Here is a 16,599-nt window from a genome sequence, read left to right as displayed (position 1 = left end):
ACCCAGGACGCACGAGGTGCGAGGCGCGCGGTGGCGTGCAAAGCGTGTTGGGTGAGAGATTCAAGGCAGCGCGTGGCTCGCAAACCGTGTGGCGAAGGAAAACTGGGGGGCGTAGACCCTGAAGAGTCGTATCGGGCGGGAGATTCGGGTCAGCGCGTGGCTTGCAAACCGTGTCGTGCGAGAGATTTGAGTCAGCGCGTGGCATGCAAATCGTGTTGAACAGGATAGTTGGGGGGCGTAGACCCCGAAAAATCGTGGCGAACACGAGTTTTCGGGGGTTCGTTGTGCCAGGATGTCACGGGGAGCGAGTTTTTTGGGGGGCGTAGACCCCGTAATGTCCTGGCGAAGACGGTTTTCAGGTCAGCGCGTGGCAGAAACGCCCGGTCGCGCGGGAGATTTTGGCGGTGAATGCGCCAGGATGGCACGGTGGTCAGTGTGTTTGGGGTGTGGAGGCCCCGGTTTTGGGGTGGACGCCGGGAATCGGGGGCCTCGTCGGGGGGGAGGTTAGTCGGCGGGCGAGGTGTGGGGTTCGGGCAGAGCGTTGACGGGCGCGGGGAGGTCGTGGGCAGTGGGAGGATGGGGGGTGGGCAGGTCGGTCGCAAGGGTTGCGAGGGAGAGTGCCCGATAGGCCTCTCGGTAGCGCCGGCGCGCCTGATAGACCTGGCCGGCGAGTAGCGGGTAGAGGGGGGTGTGGGTGACGTCTGGGATGTTGTGAAGGTGGTCGAGCTGGCGTTGGGCGCCGCGGGCATCGCCGCTGACGGTGAGTGCGTAGGCGTGCAGGAGCCCGCGGCGTCCGTCGTAGCCCTGGCGGGGGGCGCGCTGCTGCTCGTAGAGTTCCTGGATCACTTGCTTTGCGCCCTGCGGTGAGCCGGCGCGTTGAGCGGCTTCCTGGTAGGGGTCGTCGCTGGCAGCGAAGGTCGCTTCGGCGGCCGGGGCGATGGGTAAGTGATCGGCGTCGAGGACGCCGATGAGTTCATCGAGCAGTGGGTCGCGGCCCCGGGCGTTGCGCAGGCCGGTTTCGTGGAGGATATCGCGTGCGAGGTCGGCTTTGCCGGCGCGCCAGGCGCCGCGCGCCAGGCGCGCGATCTGGTTCGGGGACCAGTCGGTGGGCCAGTTCTGAAGGTAGGGGCGGAGATCCCCGTAGATCTCTCCGCTGAAGTAGTGGCGAGCGAAAAAGAGTTCTCCGACGCTGTAGAAGATCAAGTCATGGGGGGCGTTGAACTCGAGCAGGCCGTTGTCGTCGGTGTTGAGTTCGCTGCCAGCGGCGAAGGCCTCGAGTTCGGCCTGGTTCATGAAGGCCAGCCCGTAGAGGTCCATCACGTCTTTGATGCCCACGCGCTGGAGTTCGGTGCGTACGGTGTCGATGGACCAGGCGCGTTCAAAGCCTTCGGGGGGAAAGGCCAGGGGGCGGTCGCTGCCCAGGAGGATCAGGTCGGTGCTCTTGGCCTTGGAGGAGAAGGCGTGGACGTGGGGAAAGGCGGCCAGGAAGGTGGCAAAGACGCGGCGCACGTTGTCGGGATGGAGTTCGTAGAGCTGGACCCACTGACCGTAGACGCCGCCGGGGTTGAGTTTCTGGCGGACGCGCTCGAAGTACTCGACGGTGAAGAGCGAGGAGACTCCGGCGATCCAGGGGTTGGAGGGTTCGGAGACGATCACGTCGTAGGTGCGGGGGGAGTACTCCAGGTAGTTGCGTCCATCGCTTTCGATGAGGACGTGCCGGGGGTCTTCGAGGGGGCGGTGGTTGACGTGTTCAAAGAAGCGGGAGGCCTCGATCATGGTGGCCTCGATTTCGACGACCTCCAGGCGTTTGAGGGGCCACTGGAGGCTGGCGCCGGCGGTCACGCCGCTGCCGAACCCGACCATGGCGGCTTCTTCCTGTCCGAGTGCGACATCCGCGAAGGCGCTGCGGGCGACAAAGGGCAGGAGTCCGACGAGGATCTGGGTGTCCATATCGGCACCGTCGCTGGCCTCAGGTTTGCCGTTGGCTTTGAGGGCCACGCCGCCTCCGCGTTTCTCCACGGAGGTCGTGGCGGTAAGGCCATCCTCATAATAGAGAATCTCGGGGGTGCTGCTCTCAAAGCTCTTCGGGGAATAGACCTCACGGGCCAGGTGGACTCGGAACATGCCGGCGCTGAGGCGAGCGCGGTCGATGGGAGGAGCGATATAGAAGAGGGAGGCGCCGGTGAGGAGGGCCAGGAGCATGGTGAGGGCGCGTCGGGGTTCAAAGCGTTGGCTCAACTCGATCGCGCAGAGCAGGGCGGCGACCGTGAGGTTGACGAGAATCATTGTGGCGATGGCGCGCTGCATTCCCAGCCAGGGCATGATGACAAAGCCCGCGGCGAAGCTGCCCACAATCGAGCCGGCGGTGTTGAAGGCGTAGGCCGCGCCGACTTCTTCACCGGTCTCTTCGATGCGAGCGTTGACCGCGCGCACGACCACCGGAAAGCTCATGCCCTGAAAAAGAGAGGGCAAGAAGACGACGAGGGCGACCAGTCCGAATTGATAGGCGTAGATCTCACCGACGCCGGAGATGGTGTCGCGTGCGCGGTCGTAGAGAAATGCCGGGATTCGGTCGAGGACGTAGAAGCCGACGGTGGCGCTGGCGGCGACCAGAGCCTGGAGCAGGGCCAGCAGGTAGATGGGGCGTTGGACGCGTTTTAGAAGAGGGGAGACAAGGACGCTGCCCAGGGCGATGGCGATGAGGATGGCGGTGAGGACGAGGGTAAAGGAGTAGGTCGAGCTCCCCAGGGTGATGACGTAGGCCCGGGTCCAGAGCACCTGATAGCTCATGGCGACCAGGCCTGTGAGTCCGAAGAGCGTCAGGGTAAGGCGCAGCGCCCATGTGGGGATCGGGCGGGCCAGGGCGGTTCCGCCCTGGATCAGTGCCATGTCGTCTTCGCTGAGCTCGGCCTGAAGTTCGGGGTTTTCTTCGTGGGCTATGCTGCGCTCGAGTCTGCGGTAGCTCAGTAGCACGGCGGCTCCGAGCGCGAGGTTCACGCCCACGAAGATCAGGTTGGTCGTGTGCAGTCCGAACGCCGGCAGGAGGACAAAGCCGGCGAGGAAGGTGCCCAGGCAGGCTCCCAGGGTGTTGGCGCCGTAGAGGAGGCCGATGCTTCCGTGAAAGATGCGTTGACGGTCGGCCAGCCACTGGCTCACCAGAGGGAGGGTTGCGCCCATCAGGGTGGTAGGCAGGACCAGGATCACGAATACGGCGACGAAACGCAGCAGGCTGAAGAGGTAGAAGTCGCCCATAAAGCGCTCGAAGAGAGGCGCGTAGAGCGTGGGGAGGTAGGCCAGGAGCAGGGGAACCAGCAGGGCGTAGAGACCGATGGAGGCTTCGAGGATGCCGTAGATGCGCAGCGGGCTTTTGACCTGGCGAGCCAGGCGTCCGCCGAGGAGGCTGCCGATGGCGAGTCCGGCCATGAAGGCGGTGAGCAGGGTGCTGATCGCGAAGCTCGTGGTGCCGAAGACCTGTTGAAGCATGCGGGCCCAGATGACCTCGAAGACCAGGCTGCTGAACCCTGAGAAGAGAAAGAAGATAAAGACCAGGCGATGCACGAGCGCTCCTACGGAGACCGATGGGGTCGGGAGATGAACCCGGGGAGTTTAGCCGATGAGGCTCAAAGCGTTGAACTGTGAAATAGCGGGGCCGTATTGACGGTTTTGGAGGCGTACGCTAGGGAAAGTTGAGTACGTTGGTCGGAATTGTTCTGCATAAACACGACCTGAACTGTCGAGAATGTCGATGCGCCTTTCAAATCGAGCGATCTACGGATTGAGAGCCATCTTTGATCTGGCCTATCACAGCGCCGGTGAACCCACCCAGGTGCGTGAGATTGCCGAGCGTGCGCAGGTGCCGGTGCGCTTTCTTGAGCAGATTTTTTTGGATTTAAAGCGAGCCGGGCTGGTGGAGAGCAAGCGCGGGCCCCGCGGGGGCTATCGACTTGTCGTGGAGCCGGGGGCGCTGACCTTAGCGAAGGTTTTTGCGGCGCTGGAAGATCTGCCGGAGTTACCCGATGCGTTGGGAGATGCTTCGGAGGAGAGTGCCGCCCGAGTTCCGGATGTGGTTTGCCAGGAGATCTTTGGCAAAATGATCGATTTACTCAGCGAGGTGACCATCGCTGATCTGATCGAGCGAGGCGAAGAGCTGGGATTTTCCCGGCAGTGTTATCAGGGGTTCACCTATGTCATCTGAAGATGCGCGCTCGGAGCGAGAGGCGCCGGTGGTCGAACGAATGGACGAGCTGGTAGGCAATACGCCGCTGGTGCGTCTAAAGCAGGTGGGAGAGCCCGGCGGGGCCAGTGTCTACGTGAAGATGGAGCAGTTTAACCCCAGCGGGAGCCTGCGCGATCGCTACGTCGCCGAGATCCTGGAGCGGGGGATGGCTTCGGGAAATGTGGTGGAGGGCGACAGCGTGGCGGTGGCCGGGCTGGACGACTCCGCGGTGGCCGCGGCGCTCATCGGCGATGTGCTCGGCTTAAATACCCGGGTGTTTGCTCCGGAGGACTCCAGCCGCCGCCTTCTGGATCTGGTGTCGCGCTACGGAGCGCGGATCGAGTGGACGAGCGCCGAAGGTGGTTTGTCGGAGGCGATTGAGAAGGCGGCCGAATGGGCGCGCCAGGCTCCGGATCGCCTCTATGTCGATAGCTATCGCCGCGAGGCGGTGCGCGATGCGTATGCGGCGATGGCGAGCGAGGTGCTCAGCGCGCTGGAGGGGGCGCCTCTGGGGGCGTTCATCACCTCAATTTCCACCGGCGGCACCTTCCGACATGTGGCCCGAGAGCTGCGTGAGGGGTATCCCTCGCTGCGCATGGGGGGAGCAATTCTGGGAGAGTTGGAACTTCCGGAGTTCAAAGAGCATCGTTTTAACGAGCTCGCCCGCATCTCGATGGCTGAGGCCTTTGCGTTACGCGATGAGTTGGCCGCACGTGAGGGCATTCTGGTTGGTCCCAAAGGGGCCGCCTGTGTGGGCCTGGCCCTGAAACTCCAGAAGGAACTCGGGCCGAACGAGGTCATCGTGGCGCTGAATCCCGATAGCGGGCAGCGTTATCTGGGCTGGGAGCGCGAGCTTATCGGCGCAGCGCATGCCGAGTGAGGTCGAATTCGACCGTGGGATGCCCCCCGGGCGTCCCTGTGCCGAGAACACCCTGTTGAAATGAAACTACTTTCTTAACCCCCAAGAGTACGAAAAGGAGTCGTTATGACCGTCAGCATTCGCATTCCCACCCCGCTGCGTAAGTTCACCGAAGGACAGGAAACGGTATCGGTGGAAGCCAGCACCGTGGGGGAGGCGCTCACCCAACTGGCCGAGGCGCATCCGGGGCTCAAGAGCAAGATCTTTGGTAACGACGGGAGCGTGCGCCGCTTCGTCAATATCTTCGCCAACGAGGAAGATATTCGTTTTCAGGACAAGCTGGAGACGCCCCTGAGCCAGGGGGACACCGTTTCGATCGTGCCCGCGATTGCCGGTGGTTCAAAATGAGCGTCAACCCTGCATGGACCGGGCGTCCCGGAGCCAGGCGATCGCCGGTGCGGCGAGAGTCGCTGGTGGAGCTGGTGGGCAATACGCCGCTGGTGCGCCTGCGAAACGTGGCCGCGGATCTGCCCGAAGGGGTCGAGGTCTGGGTGAAGATGGAGAGCATGAATCCGGGCGGCTCGGTGAAGGATCGCCCGGCACGTCAGATCTTGCTCGACGCCTTTGAGCGCGGTGATCTGGGACACGGTCAGGTTCTGATCGACGCGACCAGCGGCAACACCGGCATCGCCTACGCGATGCTGGGTGCGGCCATGGGCGTAGAGGTGCATTTGGTGATGCCCGAGAATGTTTCGCCGCAGCGCAAACACATCGTCGAGACCTTCGGAGCGAAAATTATTTTCAGCGATCCGATGGACGGTAGCGATGGGGCGATTCGCCTGGTCCGTGAGCTGGTCGCCGAAGACACCAGCGGGAAGTATTTTTACGCCAATCAGTATGGCAACCCCTCCAACCCCCGGGCCCACGAGCTGACCACGGCTCCCGAAATCTGGGAGCAGACCGGTGGGCGAGTCACTCATTTTGTGGCGTGTACCGGCACGTCGGGCACGGTGATGGGGACGGGGCGCGGGCTCAAAGGGTTCAACGACCAGATTCAAGTCATCGGCTGCCAACCGGCCGACGCGTTTCACGGGCTTGAGGGGCTCAAGCATATGCCCAGCTCCATTAAGCCCGGGATCTACGATGAGTCGAAGCTCGATCGGTTGATGTGGATGGAGACCGAAGATGGCTGGGATATGGCCGAGCGCATGGCGGTTGAAGAAGGCATTGCCTGCGGAAACTCTGCCGGCGCCAGTGTGTTCGCGGCGCTGCAGGTTGCCCGGGAACTGGACGAAGGCGTGGTCGTGACGGTGATCTGCGACCATGCGGATCGCTATTTTGGAGAGTGACCCGATGAGCGCATCTTTGCATCGTGTGGACGAGCGCTGGACACCCGCGCTTCTGGCCGAGCTTAGCACGTGGGTCTCGGCGGCCTATCCAGAGGAGGGCTGTGGGTTGGTTCTTCAGAGTGAGGATGGGAGCTGGCGTTTTCATCCCTGTGAGAACGTTGCCGATCGCTATCACGCCCTTGATCCAGAGATGTACCCGCGCACGGCGCGCGATTTTTACATGATCGACCCGATGGAGTTCGTTCGCGTCGATGAGCGCGGGGAACACCTGGCGGCGATTGTGCACAGTCATCCCGATGTGGGGGACTATTTCAGCGCCGAAGATGTGGCGGCGGCGACCTTTCCTCGGGACAGCGAGGAGGAAGCGCTGGAGCCGATCTACCCCGACACCGACTATCTGGTCGTGTCGGTGCGGAAGGGGCAGGCCGATGGCGCCACGCTCTTTCGGTTTCTGGAGGAGCAGGGTGGGTTTGAAGGGGTGCGTCGTTTCGAGGCGCCGGAGCTTCACCGTGGGGAAGCAGCGCTCAAGGGCAGTGCGGAAGCGGTGAGCTGAGCTCCGGCTCCTCACTGGTTTCGCCGGCGAGGACCTGTAGTTCGCCACGTGCGATGGCGCGGGCGTAGACCGCTCCGCAGCGGGTGCGTGCGAGCTGCTCAGTGCAGCTACCGGCCGCCAATCCCAGCAGGTCGTGTCCGGAAGCGGTTTCCAACCCGCCTTGCGGATCGACCAGGCATGCAGAAAGCTCGGGAGAAGCCAGCGGCTGGCGCGTCGCGCAAAACGCGCGGCTTAGCGCCAGGTATTCACGCGTGGCGACGCAGATCGCGGAGCGTGTTGCAGGCGTCGGTTGAAGAGCGGCGGAAGTAGCGCTTAATGCAGAATCGATATGCCCGGAGAACGCCCGGAGAAGTTGGGCGTTGGTGACCTCGTGGCTCTCCCCTCGGGGAACTCCGTCGAGCATCGCGTCGGCGGGGTGGGCTCGCATCAAGCCGCTGGCGGGGTCGACCGACCACCAGCCAAAATGCTCGACGTCATCCAGGGGGACCGAGCGGGTTGGGGATAGGGTAACCCGTCCGTGGCGGCGGAGCTGATCGGTGATGCGCTCGTGGGTGCTGGTGTCCAGGGGCAAACGTTTAAGATTCTCCTGCGTACGCGCATCCAGCGTCGTCATGGGAATCTGGTGTGAGGTGGCGTGGCGGAAGATGCGTGCCACGGTCACGATCTGACGATTTCCGTAAGATTCGAGAAAGTCGGCGGTGAGCGTGTCGAGAAGCTGGCCATACATTCCGCCAAACGCCGCCGTAGCCACCGGGGGAACGTTGCCCAGCGGCGTCGCATCGACCCGGTCACCGGAGAGCTGAAGATCGACATAGAGTTGGTCGCCGCGTCTCAGCGTGGCCGTTACCACTGCGCGGGGTTCGGTTAGAAGAGGGTGCACGCCCAGCAGGCGGGCGTGGTGAGCCAGGGCCCGGTCGAGGTTTCGGATAAAGGCTGCGGGAAGTGCGGCGTTAAGTCGGTGGAGCAACGCATTGGAGGTTTCCAGCGCGTGAGTAGCGTCGGCGCCCGGCGGAGCTGTGGCCGCCAGTGAGTCACTCCACTGGATGAGCAATTCAGCCGACTCCGAGGTGGCCTGCGCGGCGCGGCGAGCGACCCAGGCGTCCGAGGACCACCCGGGGATGATCGTGACGCCGAAGTGCTGCTGGTCGAAGGTAAAGATGTCGACGTCTTGCGAGCTGCGGTAGAGCGTCTGCGTCCAACGTCGTTCTCGATCGCCAAAGCGCAGTCGAAAGACCAGCTCCAGCGACTCCAGAGCCTCCACGGGAATCGATTGTCCGCGGGTCGTCTGCTCTCCAACCGCCAGCACCGGGACTCGCCCGCGGTTGCGAGTAGGGTCCGGTTCAAAGGCCAGGCTCAAGGTTCGGTAGGCATAGCGGGGCAGGGGGCCGGAGACGGTCAGATGCGAGATGCGCTGAGTGTCGTTGAGTCGGCCGACCAGCTCAATGTCGAAGGAGGTTTCAAAGTGGGCGGGAAGTTTCTCGGAGTGCTCCTGAGCTCGCGCCGGAGTCATGCCGACCAGCGGGGCGGCGACCGGATCGACGGGAATGTACGCGCCTTGAAAGCGTGTCTCGACCCAGATGTGGTCTCTGAGCTGCGCCACCAGCCCCGGGTCGAGGGTCGCGGCTGCGAGCTTGGGGAGAGCGCTGCCGCTTCGGAGGTGGGCCGTTCCGGCGGCGCGTTGCAGGACTTCGGTGGCGTCGGCGGCGTGGAGTCGACCGCTGGCAAAGCGTGTGGGATGACCCGCCTGGCGCAGGAGTGCTTCGGTGAGAAGGGCTTGATCGACGGCATTTCCCGCTCCGGCGATCAACGTGCCCTGCACGCCGCGCAGCGCACCCGCGTAGGGCTCAAAAGCGATGGTGTCGCGAACCCAGCGATAGATGTTGCCCGGGGTATGAGGGCGGGGGATTTGGCGCAGCACTTCTTCAGGGCTCAGCGGCTGCGATGCATCGGCGCTTTTGGCCAGCGCCTGCCCTCGTTCCTGGAACTCTTTGCCCTGACGCTGAAACGCTCGGGCGTCGGTATCGCTCAGCGCGGGCACGTCTGGGGCGGTGGCAGGCGTCTGGTCGGCCTGCTGAGCGCTGGCGGGAGGTGCGTTGAAGAGCAGCGCAGTGGAGCAGAGCAGGAGCGCGCCCCACATTCCGATACCACCAAGATGTCGACCCATTCGCATCACCTGCCTCCCGTAGTCACGTTGGCCTAATGAGGCCACGCTAGCAGCCTCGGCAAGCCCGCGCAAAGATTCAGGTGGTCAAGGGTGCGACATTTACTCCAGGGGTACTGCCACCGGCTGTCCATGACGGTCCAGATCAACGCGGGCCATGGCGGTGGTCGGGTCGTGTTCGAAGATCAAAATCCAGCCTTCGCGTTGTGCGTGATAGAGAATTTCGCGCTTTTCTTCGACGGTTTTCAGCGGCTGAAGATCGTATCCCATCACGTAGGGATCGCGCAGATGAGAGGCCGTGGGGATGAGGTCGGCGACGAAGGCGTAGGTCTGGCCAGCGGCGTTGAACTTGACGACTTGCATTCCGAAGGTGTGGCCGTGGACGGGGAGTACTTCGATGCCGTCGAAGAGCTCGCTGATGCCGTCGACGAGGTGAAGTGGCGGTGCGTCGGGGGCGTCGAAGAGGTCGAAGTCTTCCACGCGGTAGCTTCCTGCGTCGCGGGCGCTCGGGCTGTGTGCCCAGCTCCAGTTGCGACGCTGGACCCAGTGCCGGGCGTTGGGGAAGGTCGGGCGCAGGACGCCCTCGGCGTCGGGAGTGCGCAGCCCGCCGGCGTGGTCAAAGTGCAGATGCGTCAAGATCACGTCATCGACATCCTCCGGGGTGAGGTTTTGCGCGGCCAGGGCCTGTCGCAGGCCAGCGTCCTGGGCATCGATCTTATAGATGCCTCGTTCCTTCTCGCTCCAGCGCGTGCCCATGCCGGTATCGATCAAGGTGACGCGATCGGGATCCCGAATCAGCAAACATCGGGCGCTCATCGCGATGCGGTTGTTCTCATCCGGCGGGTTTGTTCTTGCCCAGAGGGGGCGAGGGATGATGCCGAACATCGCGCCTCCATCCAGACCGAAATGGGATTCTTCCAGGGCGATGATCTGGCGCTCGGGATTGCTCATAGAGGGGCTCCGTGTGGGGGAATATGGGCGAGGTTCAGCTGCTGTGCGGTGGGGCGAAGAGTGCTCGGAAGTGCGAGGGTTCGCCGTCGATGGGGAGCAGGCGGGCGGGGCGTGTGGCGGTGGGATCCAACCAGTGGAGTCCCAACTCGCTGAAGAGCCGGCGAGGTTGAAGTTGAGCCTGGTCGCGGACGAGGCGACGAAACTCGGAGGTCGGGGCCGGGGAGAGATCGATGCTGATCTCCCGAAACGCGCGTTCCAGCAGGGCTGTGTCATAGGACCGGGCCGGGGCGCGCAGGTGGGGCTTTAGTAGCTGCACCAACCAGTCTTCCAGCTCGATCTCTCCCCGGCTGGCCAGGTGGAGTGCGAGATCCAGGCGCAGCGCGATGAGCACGCCGCGATCGTAGGGGAAACGCTCCTGGTCGAGGGCGTCGGCCGGGGCACCGTGCGCCAGGGGGTTCTGGGTGTAGTGCTGCGCGGCGCTGGCCAGCTCACGGAGCGCGTCGCGCTGGTCAATGAGCCCCTGACGGGCCAGGGTTTTGAGCGCCAGGTAGTGGGTTAGCCCCTCCTTGAACCAGCGCGTCTCAATGTCGGCCGAAGGCGCGGGGACAAGCTCATGGCCGTTCCACATATGGAGAGCCTCGTGGGCGATGAGCAAGAGCAGCTCCGCGCCCGGGCGTTGGTGACGGGGAACCTGCACCACAAACCCGCCCCGGCGGCCCATGCCCTGGAGGGTGCCTGAGTGTTCGGAATCGACGCTCTCAAGGACCGCCGCCACCGCGCTCTGATAGACGCCGAAGCGTTGGATGTACGCGCTGAGTAACGAGCGTGTGTCGTCGGCGACGCTCCCGACATCAAAGCGCAACGTCGGCGACTGAAGCACTTTGAGATCCCCGTTGGGGAGGGCACGAGAGGCAGACGTCAGCTCGCTGCCGGCCAGGATAAAGGCGTCGCGCAACGTACGGACATCCTCCGCAATGAAACCGGTGATACTCCCGGGCTGGTGGGCGCTGGGGAGGGTCGCGCTGTGTTGATGCCAGGTTGCTCCGACCTGCCAGCCCTGTGGGGCACGCACTTCTACCGGAATGTCGCGAACCTGACGGGCGAGCCCTTCGCTGGGGAGCACAAAGATGGTGGGAGCGTAGGCGAACACCTGGGTGTGTCCGCGGGTGGGGTGAAAGCGCGAGGCGCTTCGGTCCGGAGGCGCGGTACGTACTCGGTAGCTCAGCTCCATCCAGGCAACGTCGCCACACTGTACGTCGACACGGCCAACCTCGCGGTCCAGATGCATGGGCAGGGAGCCCGCCGGACCGCGTGCCTCATCGAGTGTGACCTGGGCATCGAAGGTGGTCTGTCCGGCCCAGGGGCCGGGCAAAAAGAAGGTCGCTTCGGAGGGAGGAGCGTTCAGTCGTAGGCGAATCCGAACCTCGGGCTCTCTCAAATCCACCTGGTACCAGAGTGCCCCGCGGCGCGTTGTGGCGGGTACGTATGAGGTGGGGGGCTGGGGGGGATGAGGGCCACCGACGAACACATCGGGAGTGGCGAGGGGACCGGTCACCGGCGGGGTGGTGCACCCGGCGGTCAGCACGTAACACATCGCAACGAACGCCAGTATTCGTCGGGCTCTGCGGGCCATTGAAGCGGCGGCGACACTGGCTTGCCGGGGGGGGGAAAGCGTGGTTATATAAGGCGCGTTTTCGCCCTCCCCGCGCACACCCGCAAGGCAGGCCTGCCGTAGACCGGCGGCTTGCCGGGGGCGATGAATTCGAAGCTGAGCGGGTTGATTGAGCACGTAGCCTGCACCAGACTTAGGACCGTGACCGGAGCCGATGGCGAAGATGTACCATATATTGATCGTCGACGAAGAGGAACATCTGCTGTGGGCGCTGGAGCGCAACCTCTTCCCGCAGCGTCAGGACATCATCGTGCATACCGCTCGCTCCGGCGAAGACGGACTGCGCATTCTGGATCAACAGCCGATCGATCTTCTGATCTCGGACATCAAAATGCCCGGGGCCGTGGATGGTTTTCAGCTGATCTTGCGCGCCAAAGAGATGGCCCCGGATGCTCGGGTGATGATCATCACGGCCTTTGGCACCCATCGCATCCAGAACTTTGCCGAGCGCATCGGCATCAGCCATTACATCGAGAAGCCCTTTACGGTCGATGAGGTGCGGGACGCGATCCTGGAGATCCTCAACGAAAAGGAAGGGTTTCAGGGCGTGCTCAGCGATCTCGAGCTCACCGATATCATTCAGATGCTCTGCCTTGCCAAGCGCACGGCACTTCTTCACCTGAAGCACCGCGACCATCGCGGGCGCATCGTCTTTGATCATGGTGAGGTGACGCACGCCGAGTTTGATGGTGAGGTGGGGCCGGAGGCGGTCTACGAGATGTTGGCGCTGCGTCAGGGCGACATCTTTATGCAGTCGGACTTCGAGCCTATGGCGCCGACGATCGACATGGGGTGGCAGGATCTTTTGCTTGAGGGGGTGCGTCGCACCGACGAGCGGCGCTTTGAGGAGGAGCAGCAGATCGGACCGTCGATTGGCGGGGCAGTCTCCGGCAATGTGGAGCCGGTGCTCGACCTGGATGATGAGGACTTCACCCCGGGGCGTACGCTTACGCCGATGGGCGGCGGCGCCGAGACGGTCTTTTCTTCGAGTTTTGAGACCGAGCCCAGCCAGCCCGGGTTGGCCGACAGTTCCTCAAGTGCGGCGTTGCTCTTCTCGCAGGCCGAACTCGACGAGATGGCCGCGGCCTCGGAAGACGTCCTGGAGACGGCCGAGCCACTGGCGTCTGGTGGTATCGAGGAACTCTCGGAGGTGGAGCTTGGCCCGGTGATGTCGCAGAGCGACTTTCCTGGCGAGCGCAAGCGTCGCAAAACCTCTCCGGGCATGTCGGCGGTGTCGGCGCAGGTGGTCGTGACCGAGGAAAGCGGGGAGTTTGAGCTCTTTGCTGCTCCCGCGCTCAACGGCCGTCATGTGGATGAAGAACTCGCAACGTCGGTGCCGGAGTTGTCCCCGGCAGAGGGCGAGTCGCATCCGCTCCTTGAAGACTTTGTCCGTGAGTGCCCGGGGCTTCGCGCGACGGGGTTGGTCGATGCAAAGTCGGGGCAGCCCCTGGAGTTTTTAGCGCTCCGCGGGGACCGCTCCTTTGAAGAGTCTGAACTCTCGATGAGAATGGCCGAGGTGTTCCGTCGCGCCCATCGTTCGGTGCAGGCTCTTCACGCCGACGATGCGCTCGAAGAGATGCAGATGGCCATGGCCGGCGACTATGTGCTGATTCGGGCGCTTCGCGGCACGCCTTTCGTGCACCTGGCGGTGATTGAGCGCGAGGCCAGTCTGGGAATCGCGCTGGTGCTGATGCGTCAGCTTGGACGACGTCTCGCTGAGTCCAACCTCTTGCCAGGCGCCTGAGCGCCTCCCTTTTTCGGAGAACACCTCCATGACGTCTTCGCTTTACGATCTGCTCAATGAGATCACCGGCGAGCTCCCGGGTTGCTTGCATACCAGCGTGATCGATCGGGAGACGGGCCTCTCGCTGGCGTCGGTCTCTCAGGGAGACCCGCTGGAAACCGCGGGGGCCGATGCCTTTCACAGTGATCTCTTTCGCACCACCGGGGTGTTACTGGAGGGGCTTCCGCTGGGGAATGAGGCGGACAGCCTGGTGCTGAGCAGTCAGCGGGCGACCTTCGTGTCGGTTCCCCTGGCCGAGATGAACTACCTGTGGCTGGTGGTCACCGAGCGACGCATGACCGTGGGTTTTACCCAGGCGCTGATGCGTAAACATCAGGGCCGGCTGGAGACCAGCGTGCGCGAGCTCCTGCAGTAACAGCAAGTCGAGGGGCGCCGGGAGGGAGGGGGAGGCTGGCAGCGGCCCTTCGGGCCGCGCCTGCTCTTAGTACGAACGGAAAAGTTGGGAGGTCGTGGTCACCGGCAAGAGCAGGGTGACCCGGGTGCCTTTGCGGGGTTCGCTCTCAAAGCGCCACTGACCGCCGGCGTCGCGTAGGGCTTCGCGCGCGTGCGCCAGGCCCATGCCCAGGTGCCCGGGCCGCGTGGTGAAGAAGGGATCTTCGGCCCGCTTGCGTACCCGTTCGTTCATACCTTCGCCCTCATCCTGGATCACGATATGGGCAAAGCCCTCGTCGAGCTCATCGATGAGGACCCGGACTTTTTTGCCATGTTTTGAGGCATCAATCGCGTTTTCGACCACCGGCAGCACGATGCGCTCAATGGAGGAGGCCGCGATCAGTGTGCCCACATCGACGTTGCTTACCTCGCAGCGCACGTCGACTTCTCGGCTGCCCCAGGTGCTGATGACGGCTTCGAGATCCGCCAGCCGGACCGGCTGATCTTTGTAATCGGTATGCGTCTGCACATCCGGGATACCTGTGATCACGCGGTTTAACGCCGACTTCAACTCCTCAACCGCGGACATCATGCGGGGCGCCAGCTGCTCGCCCAACTCCGGGGCATCACGCAGCGTTTCGGAGAGGAGCTGCACCGTGGCTAAGCGGTTTTTGAAATGGGCGGAGAGCGAGTTCTGAACGTCTTTTAAGATCTCGCGACGCAGCCGCCGGTAGTCCCAGTCATGGGTCTGGGTGATTGCGGTCTCATCGACAATGTAGAAGGCCACGCTGGAAGGCATGTACGCGTCGACTTGCCAGTAGCGAAAGCTGCGGCGGTTTCCGAAGAGTCCCTCGACCTTAACGTGCGTCTCGGTGGCGCCGTATGGGTGGCGAAAGATTCGGGTCACCGACAGAAAAGGGGCCTGGGTCGGATCGAAGAGATGATAGATCGAGGGGGCGTCCCGCTGGTCGAGGTAAAGCGCCTGTTTGAAGAAGTCAGGCGCCTCCAAGATCGTGCCGTCGTCAGCCAGCACCAGGCGGCCACCGGGGCGAGAGAGGGCAGGGGCGTTGGGATCTTGGCTCATGCGGGGGAGTCCATCAAAGGTACGTCGCGAATCGGAAAAGGCTCAGTAGCGCCAGGTCAGCCCGGCGCTCAAAATTTGAAACGATGCGTTCCAGGTCCCCTCGTTCTGCGGGTTGCCTGGCGGGGTGCCCGGCTCCTCGCAGGACGAGTGGTCGAAGTCCGGACCGGCACATTGACTCATCGGGATCGGGTTATAGATCGCTCCCTGGCTGACCCGGCGTGAAGGAGAGAAGATGTGCATGTAGCCCAGCTCCAACTCCAGGTTGGCCGGCAGGTGCACGGTGGCACCGGCGCTTAACCCGTAGCGCTCCCAGCTCACAAAGTCCACGGTCGTGTGTGCGTTGCGCTGCGCTGGCGTTTCCATCATCGCGCCACCGTGAGCGCTAAGGAAGCGATTGACCCCGTAGCTTCCGCCCAGGCGCAGGCTGTAGGCATCCTGATAGTTTTTAACCTGATAGATGGGATAGATCGGGATCACCGGCGGGTTGCCCTCCTCATCGGGGGGCACATCGGCCAGCTCGATATCTCCCTCCATCTCAATCTTAAAGTAGTCCACCAGCGACCAGTTCTCCCAGACGGCGTTGACCTCCAGGTCGAAGCGCGGCATGGCCGGGTCGGCCGGATGTTCTCCCAACTCCACACCCCACCCCAGGCGCAGTGAGCCGGCCTGCCAGGTGGAGAAGGTCATGGCCTCGTCAGTGAGGTAGGCACCGGTGGACGTCAGGAAATCCGGCAGCGCGACCGAGGCTTTGCCCTTTGTCTCCCAGTGAATCGGCGGTCGATAGGATGCGGCCAGGCGCATCGGGCCGTCCTGATAGGCTATGCCGAGGATGCCACTGGGGCGCCAGGCACGCAGCTCTTCGGCCTGGAAGTAGGCTTCGGCGCGAGGGTCCTCCTGCCAGGGGGGGGCCACATTGGGGTCGCTCTCCACGGCGATGCTGAAGCTGGTGTCCTGGTAGGCGGCGATGGCGGTGAGGCCGATGGCCAGGGAGCGATCTTCTCCCAGGTCAAACTCATAGCCCGCGCCCAGACTGAAGTAGGCCAGAAAGAGATTTTCTCCGACCAGCATCCCGCGGGCCGGACTTTCGGGATCGACGTTACATTCGCCATCTTCGCGGGTGCCGTAGCAGGGCGTTCCGTAGGCGCTTGGCCCAAACGCACCCAGGGCCAGCGCGAAGTTCTCCGGCCCCACGTCAAAGCTCGCGGTCACAAAGGGCGCCGGGAAAAAGCCGCCCTGATTCTCGACCCGGTCAAAGCTCACCCGCCGGGTCTCGTTTCGGCCGCGCAAAATGAGGTCATCGCGCTCAAACCCGAGGTTCAGTCGAGTCGCGTTGGTGTTGAACAGGATCTGGTGGCCGCGCGCTCGCGGCAGGAGCGCCGGGTTAAAATAGAGCGCCGAGGCATCCGCCTTATTCACCGCGCCCGTGCCTCCGCGGGCGAGCGAGCGCGCGGTGTTTTCTCCGACTTCAAACCCGGCGGCCATCGCCGAGGAGCTTCCGGCAAGCGCGCAGGCCATGACCAGCGTCGACGCCCACAGACGTCGAAGTTCAACAACAAACATCATGACTCCAACCAGGAG

13 protein-coding genes are annotated in these 16,599 nt (G+C 63.6%); 7 read left to right on the top strand and 6 right to left on the bottom strand.

Annotation, left to right across the window (positions count from 1 at the left end):
• Nucleotides 1-504: 504 nt before the first annotated feature.
• A complete protein-coding gene (locus tag DL240_RS04320) occupies nt 505-3,558 on the bottom strand; it encodes a fused MFS/spermidine synthase (protein ID WP_111728614.1) in 3,054 nt (1,017 codons plus the stop codon).
• Between the two features lie 187 nt (nt 3,559-3,745).
• On the opposite strand from DL240_RS04320, the gene DL240_RS04315 reads away from it, so the two are divergent.
• The 5 genes from DL240_RS04315 (at nt 3,746) to DL240_RS04295 (ending at nt 6,977) form a co-directional block, all read left to right on the top strand.
• Entirely contained in the window at nt 3,746-4,195 is a 450-nt protein-coding gene (locus DL240_RS04315; protein ID WP_158542347.1) for an RrF2 family transcriptional regulator, read from the top strand.
• On the top strand, nt 4,185-5,096 hold the full coding sequence (locus DL240_RS04310) for a pyridoxal-phosphate dependent enzyme (RefSeq protein WP_111728612.1): 912 nt from the start codon (nt 4,185-4,187) through the stop codon (nt 5,094-5,096). The genes DL240_RS04315 and DL240_RS04310 overlap by 11 nt, the downstream gene beginning before the upstream one ends.
• A 105-nt stretch (nt 5,097-5,201) precedes the next feature.
• Nucleotides 5,202-5,483 (top strand): ubiquitin-like small modifier protein 1, encoded by a 282-nt coding sequence (locus DL240_RS04305; protein ID WP_111728611.1) that lies wholly within the window; start codon nt 5,202-5,204, stop codon nt 5,481-5,483.
• The gene (locus DL240_RS04300) at nt 5,480-6,424 is read left to right on the top strand and encodes a PLP-dependent cysteine synthase family protein (RefSeq protein ID WP_111728610.1); all 945 of its coding nucleotides are present in this window, start codon (nt 5,480-5,482) and stop codon (nt 6,422-6,424) included. Before DL240_RS04305 ends, DL240_RS04300 begins: the two co-directional genes overlap by 4 nt.
• A gap of 4 nt (nt 6,425-6,428) precedes the next feature.
• Nucleotides 6,429-6,977 carry a M67 family metallopeptidase gene (locus tag DL240_RS04295; RefSeq protein ID WP_111728609.1) on the top strand — a complete coding sequence of 183 codons (549 nt, stop codon included), beginning with the start codon at nt 6,429-6,431 and terminating at the stop codon, nt 6,975-6,977.
• Here the strand turns inward: DL240_RS04295 and DL240_RS04290 are convergent.
• From DL240_RS04290 to DL240_RS04280, 3 genes are all read right to left on the bottom strand, one after another.
• Nucleotides 6,949-9,147 (bottom strand): transglutaminase-like domain-containing protein, encoded by a 2,199-nt coding sequence (locus DL240_RS04290; protein ID WP_111728608.1) that lies wholly within the window; start codon nt 9,145-9,147, stop codon nt 6,949-6,951. The two genes, DL240_RS04295 and DL240_RS04290, sit on opposite strands and share 29 nt — an antisense overlap.
• A 93-nt stretch (nt 9,148-9,240) precedes the next feature.
• Complete coding sequence (locus DL240_RS04285; RefSeq protein WP_158542346.1) at nt 9,241-10,089, bottom strand: MBL fold metallo-hydrolase; 849 nt, start codon at nt 10,087-10,089, stop codon at nt 9,241-9,243.
• Between the two features lie 34 nt (nt 10,090-10,123).
• Nucleotides 10,124-11,527 carry a M61 family metallopeptidase gene (locus DL240_RS04280; RefSeq protein WP_158542345.1) on the bottom strand — a complete coding sequence of 468 codons (1,404 nt, stop codon included), beginning with the start codon at nt 11,525-11,527 and terminating at the stop codon, nt 10,124-10,126.
• 397 nt (nt 11,528-11,924) lie between these two features.
• Between DL240_RS04280 and DL240_RS04275 the strand changes: the two genes are divergently transcribed.
• On the top strand, nt 11,925-13,505 hold the full coding sequence (locus DL240_RS04275; RefSeq protein WP_158542344.1) for a DUF4388 domain-containing protein: 1,581 nt from the start codon (nt 11,925-11,927) through the stop codon (nt 13,503-13,505).
• 28 nt (nt 13,506-13,533) lie between these two features.
• Nucleotides 13,534-13,920, top strand: a complete 387-nt coding sequence (locus tag DL240_RS04270; protein ID WP_111728604.1) for a hypothetical protein — start codon at nt 13,534-13,536, stop codon at nt 13,918-13,920.
• 66 nt (nt 13,921-13,986) lie between these two features.
• On the opposite strand, the gene DL240_RS04265 is transcribed toward DL240_RS04270, so the two are convergent.
• Both DL240_RS04265 and DL240_RS04260 read right to left on the bottom strand, forming a co-directional pair.
• Nucleotides 13,987-15,021 (bottom strand): sensor histidine kinase, encoded by a 1,035-nt coding sequence (locus DL240_RS04265; RefSeq protein WP_111728603.1) that lies wholly within the window; start codon nt 15,019-15,021, stop codon nt 13,987-13,989.
• 42 nt (nt 15,022-15,063) lie between these two features.
• A complete protein-coding gene (locus DL240_RS04260) occupies nt 15,064-16,581 on the bottom strand; it encodes an OmpP1/FadL family transporter (protein ID WP_158542343.1) in 1,518 nt (505 codons plus the stop codon).
• Nucleotides 16,582-16,599: the final 18 nt, after the last annotated feature.

This window comes from Lujinxingia litoralis, from assembly GCF_003260125.1.
Lineage (GTDB): Bacteria > Myxococcota_A > Bradymonadia > Bradymonadales > Bradymonadaceae > Lujinxingia > Lujinxingia litoralis.
This window is presented reverse-complemented; position numbering and strand designations above follow the sequence as displayed.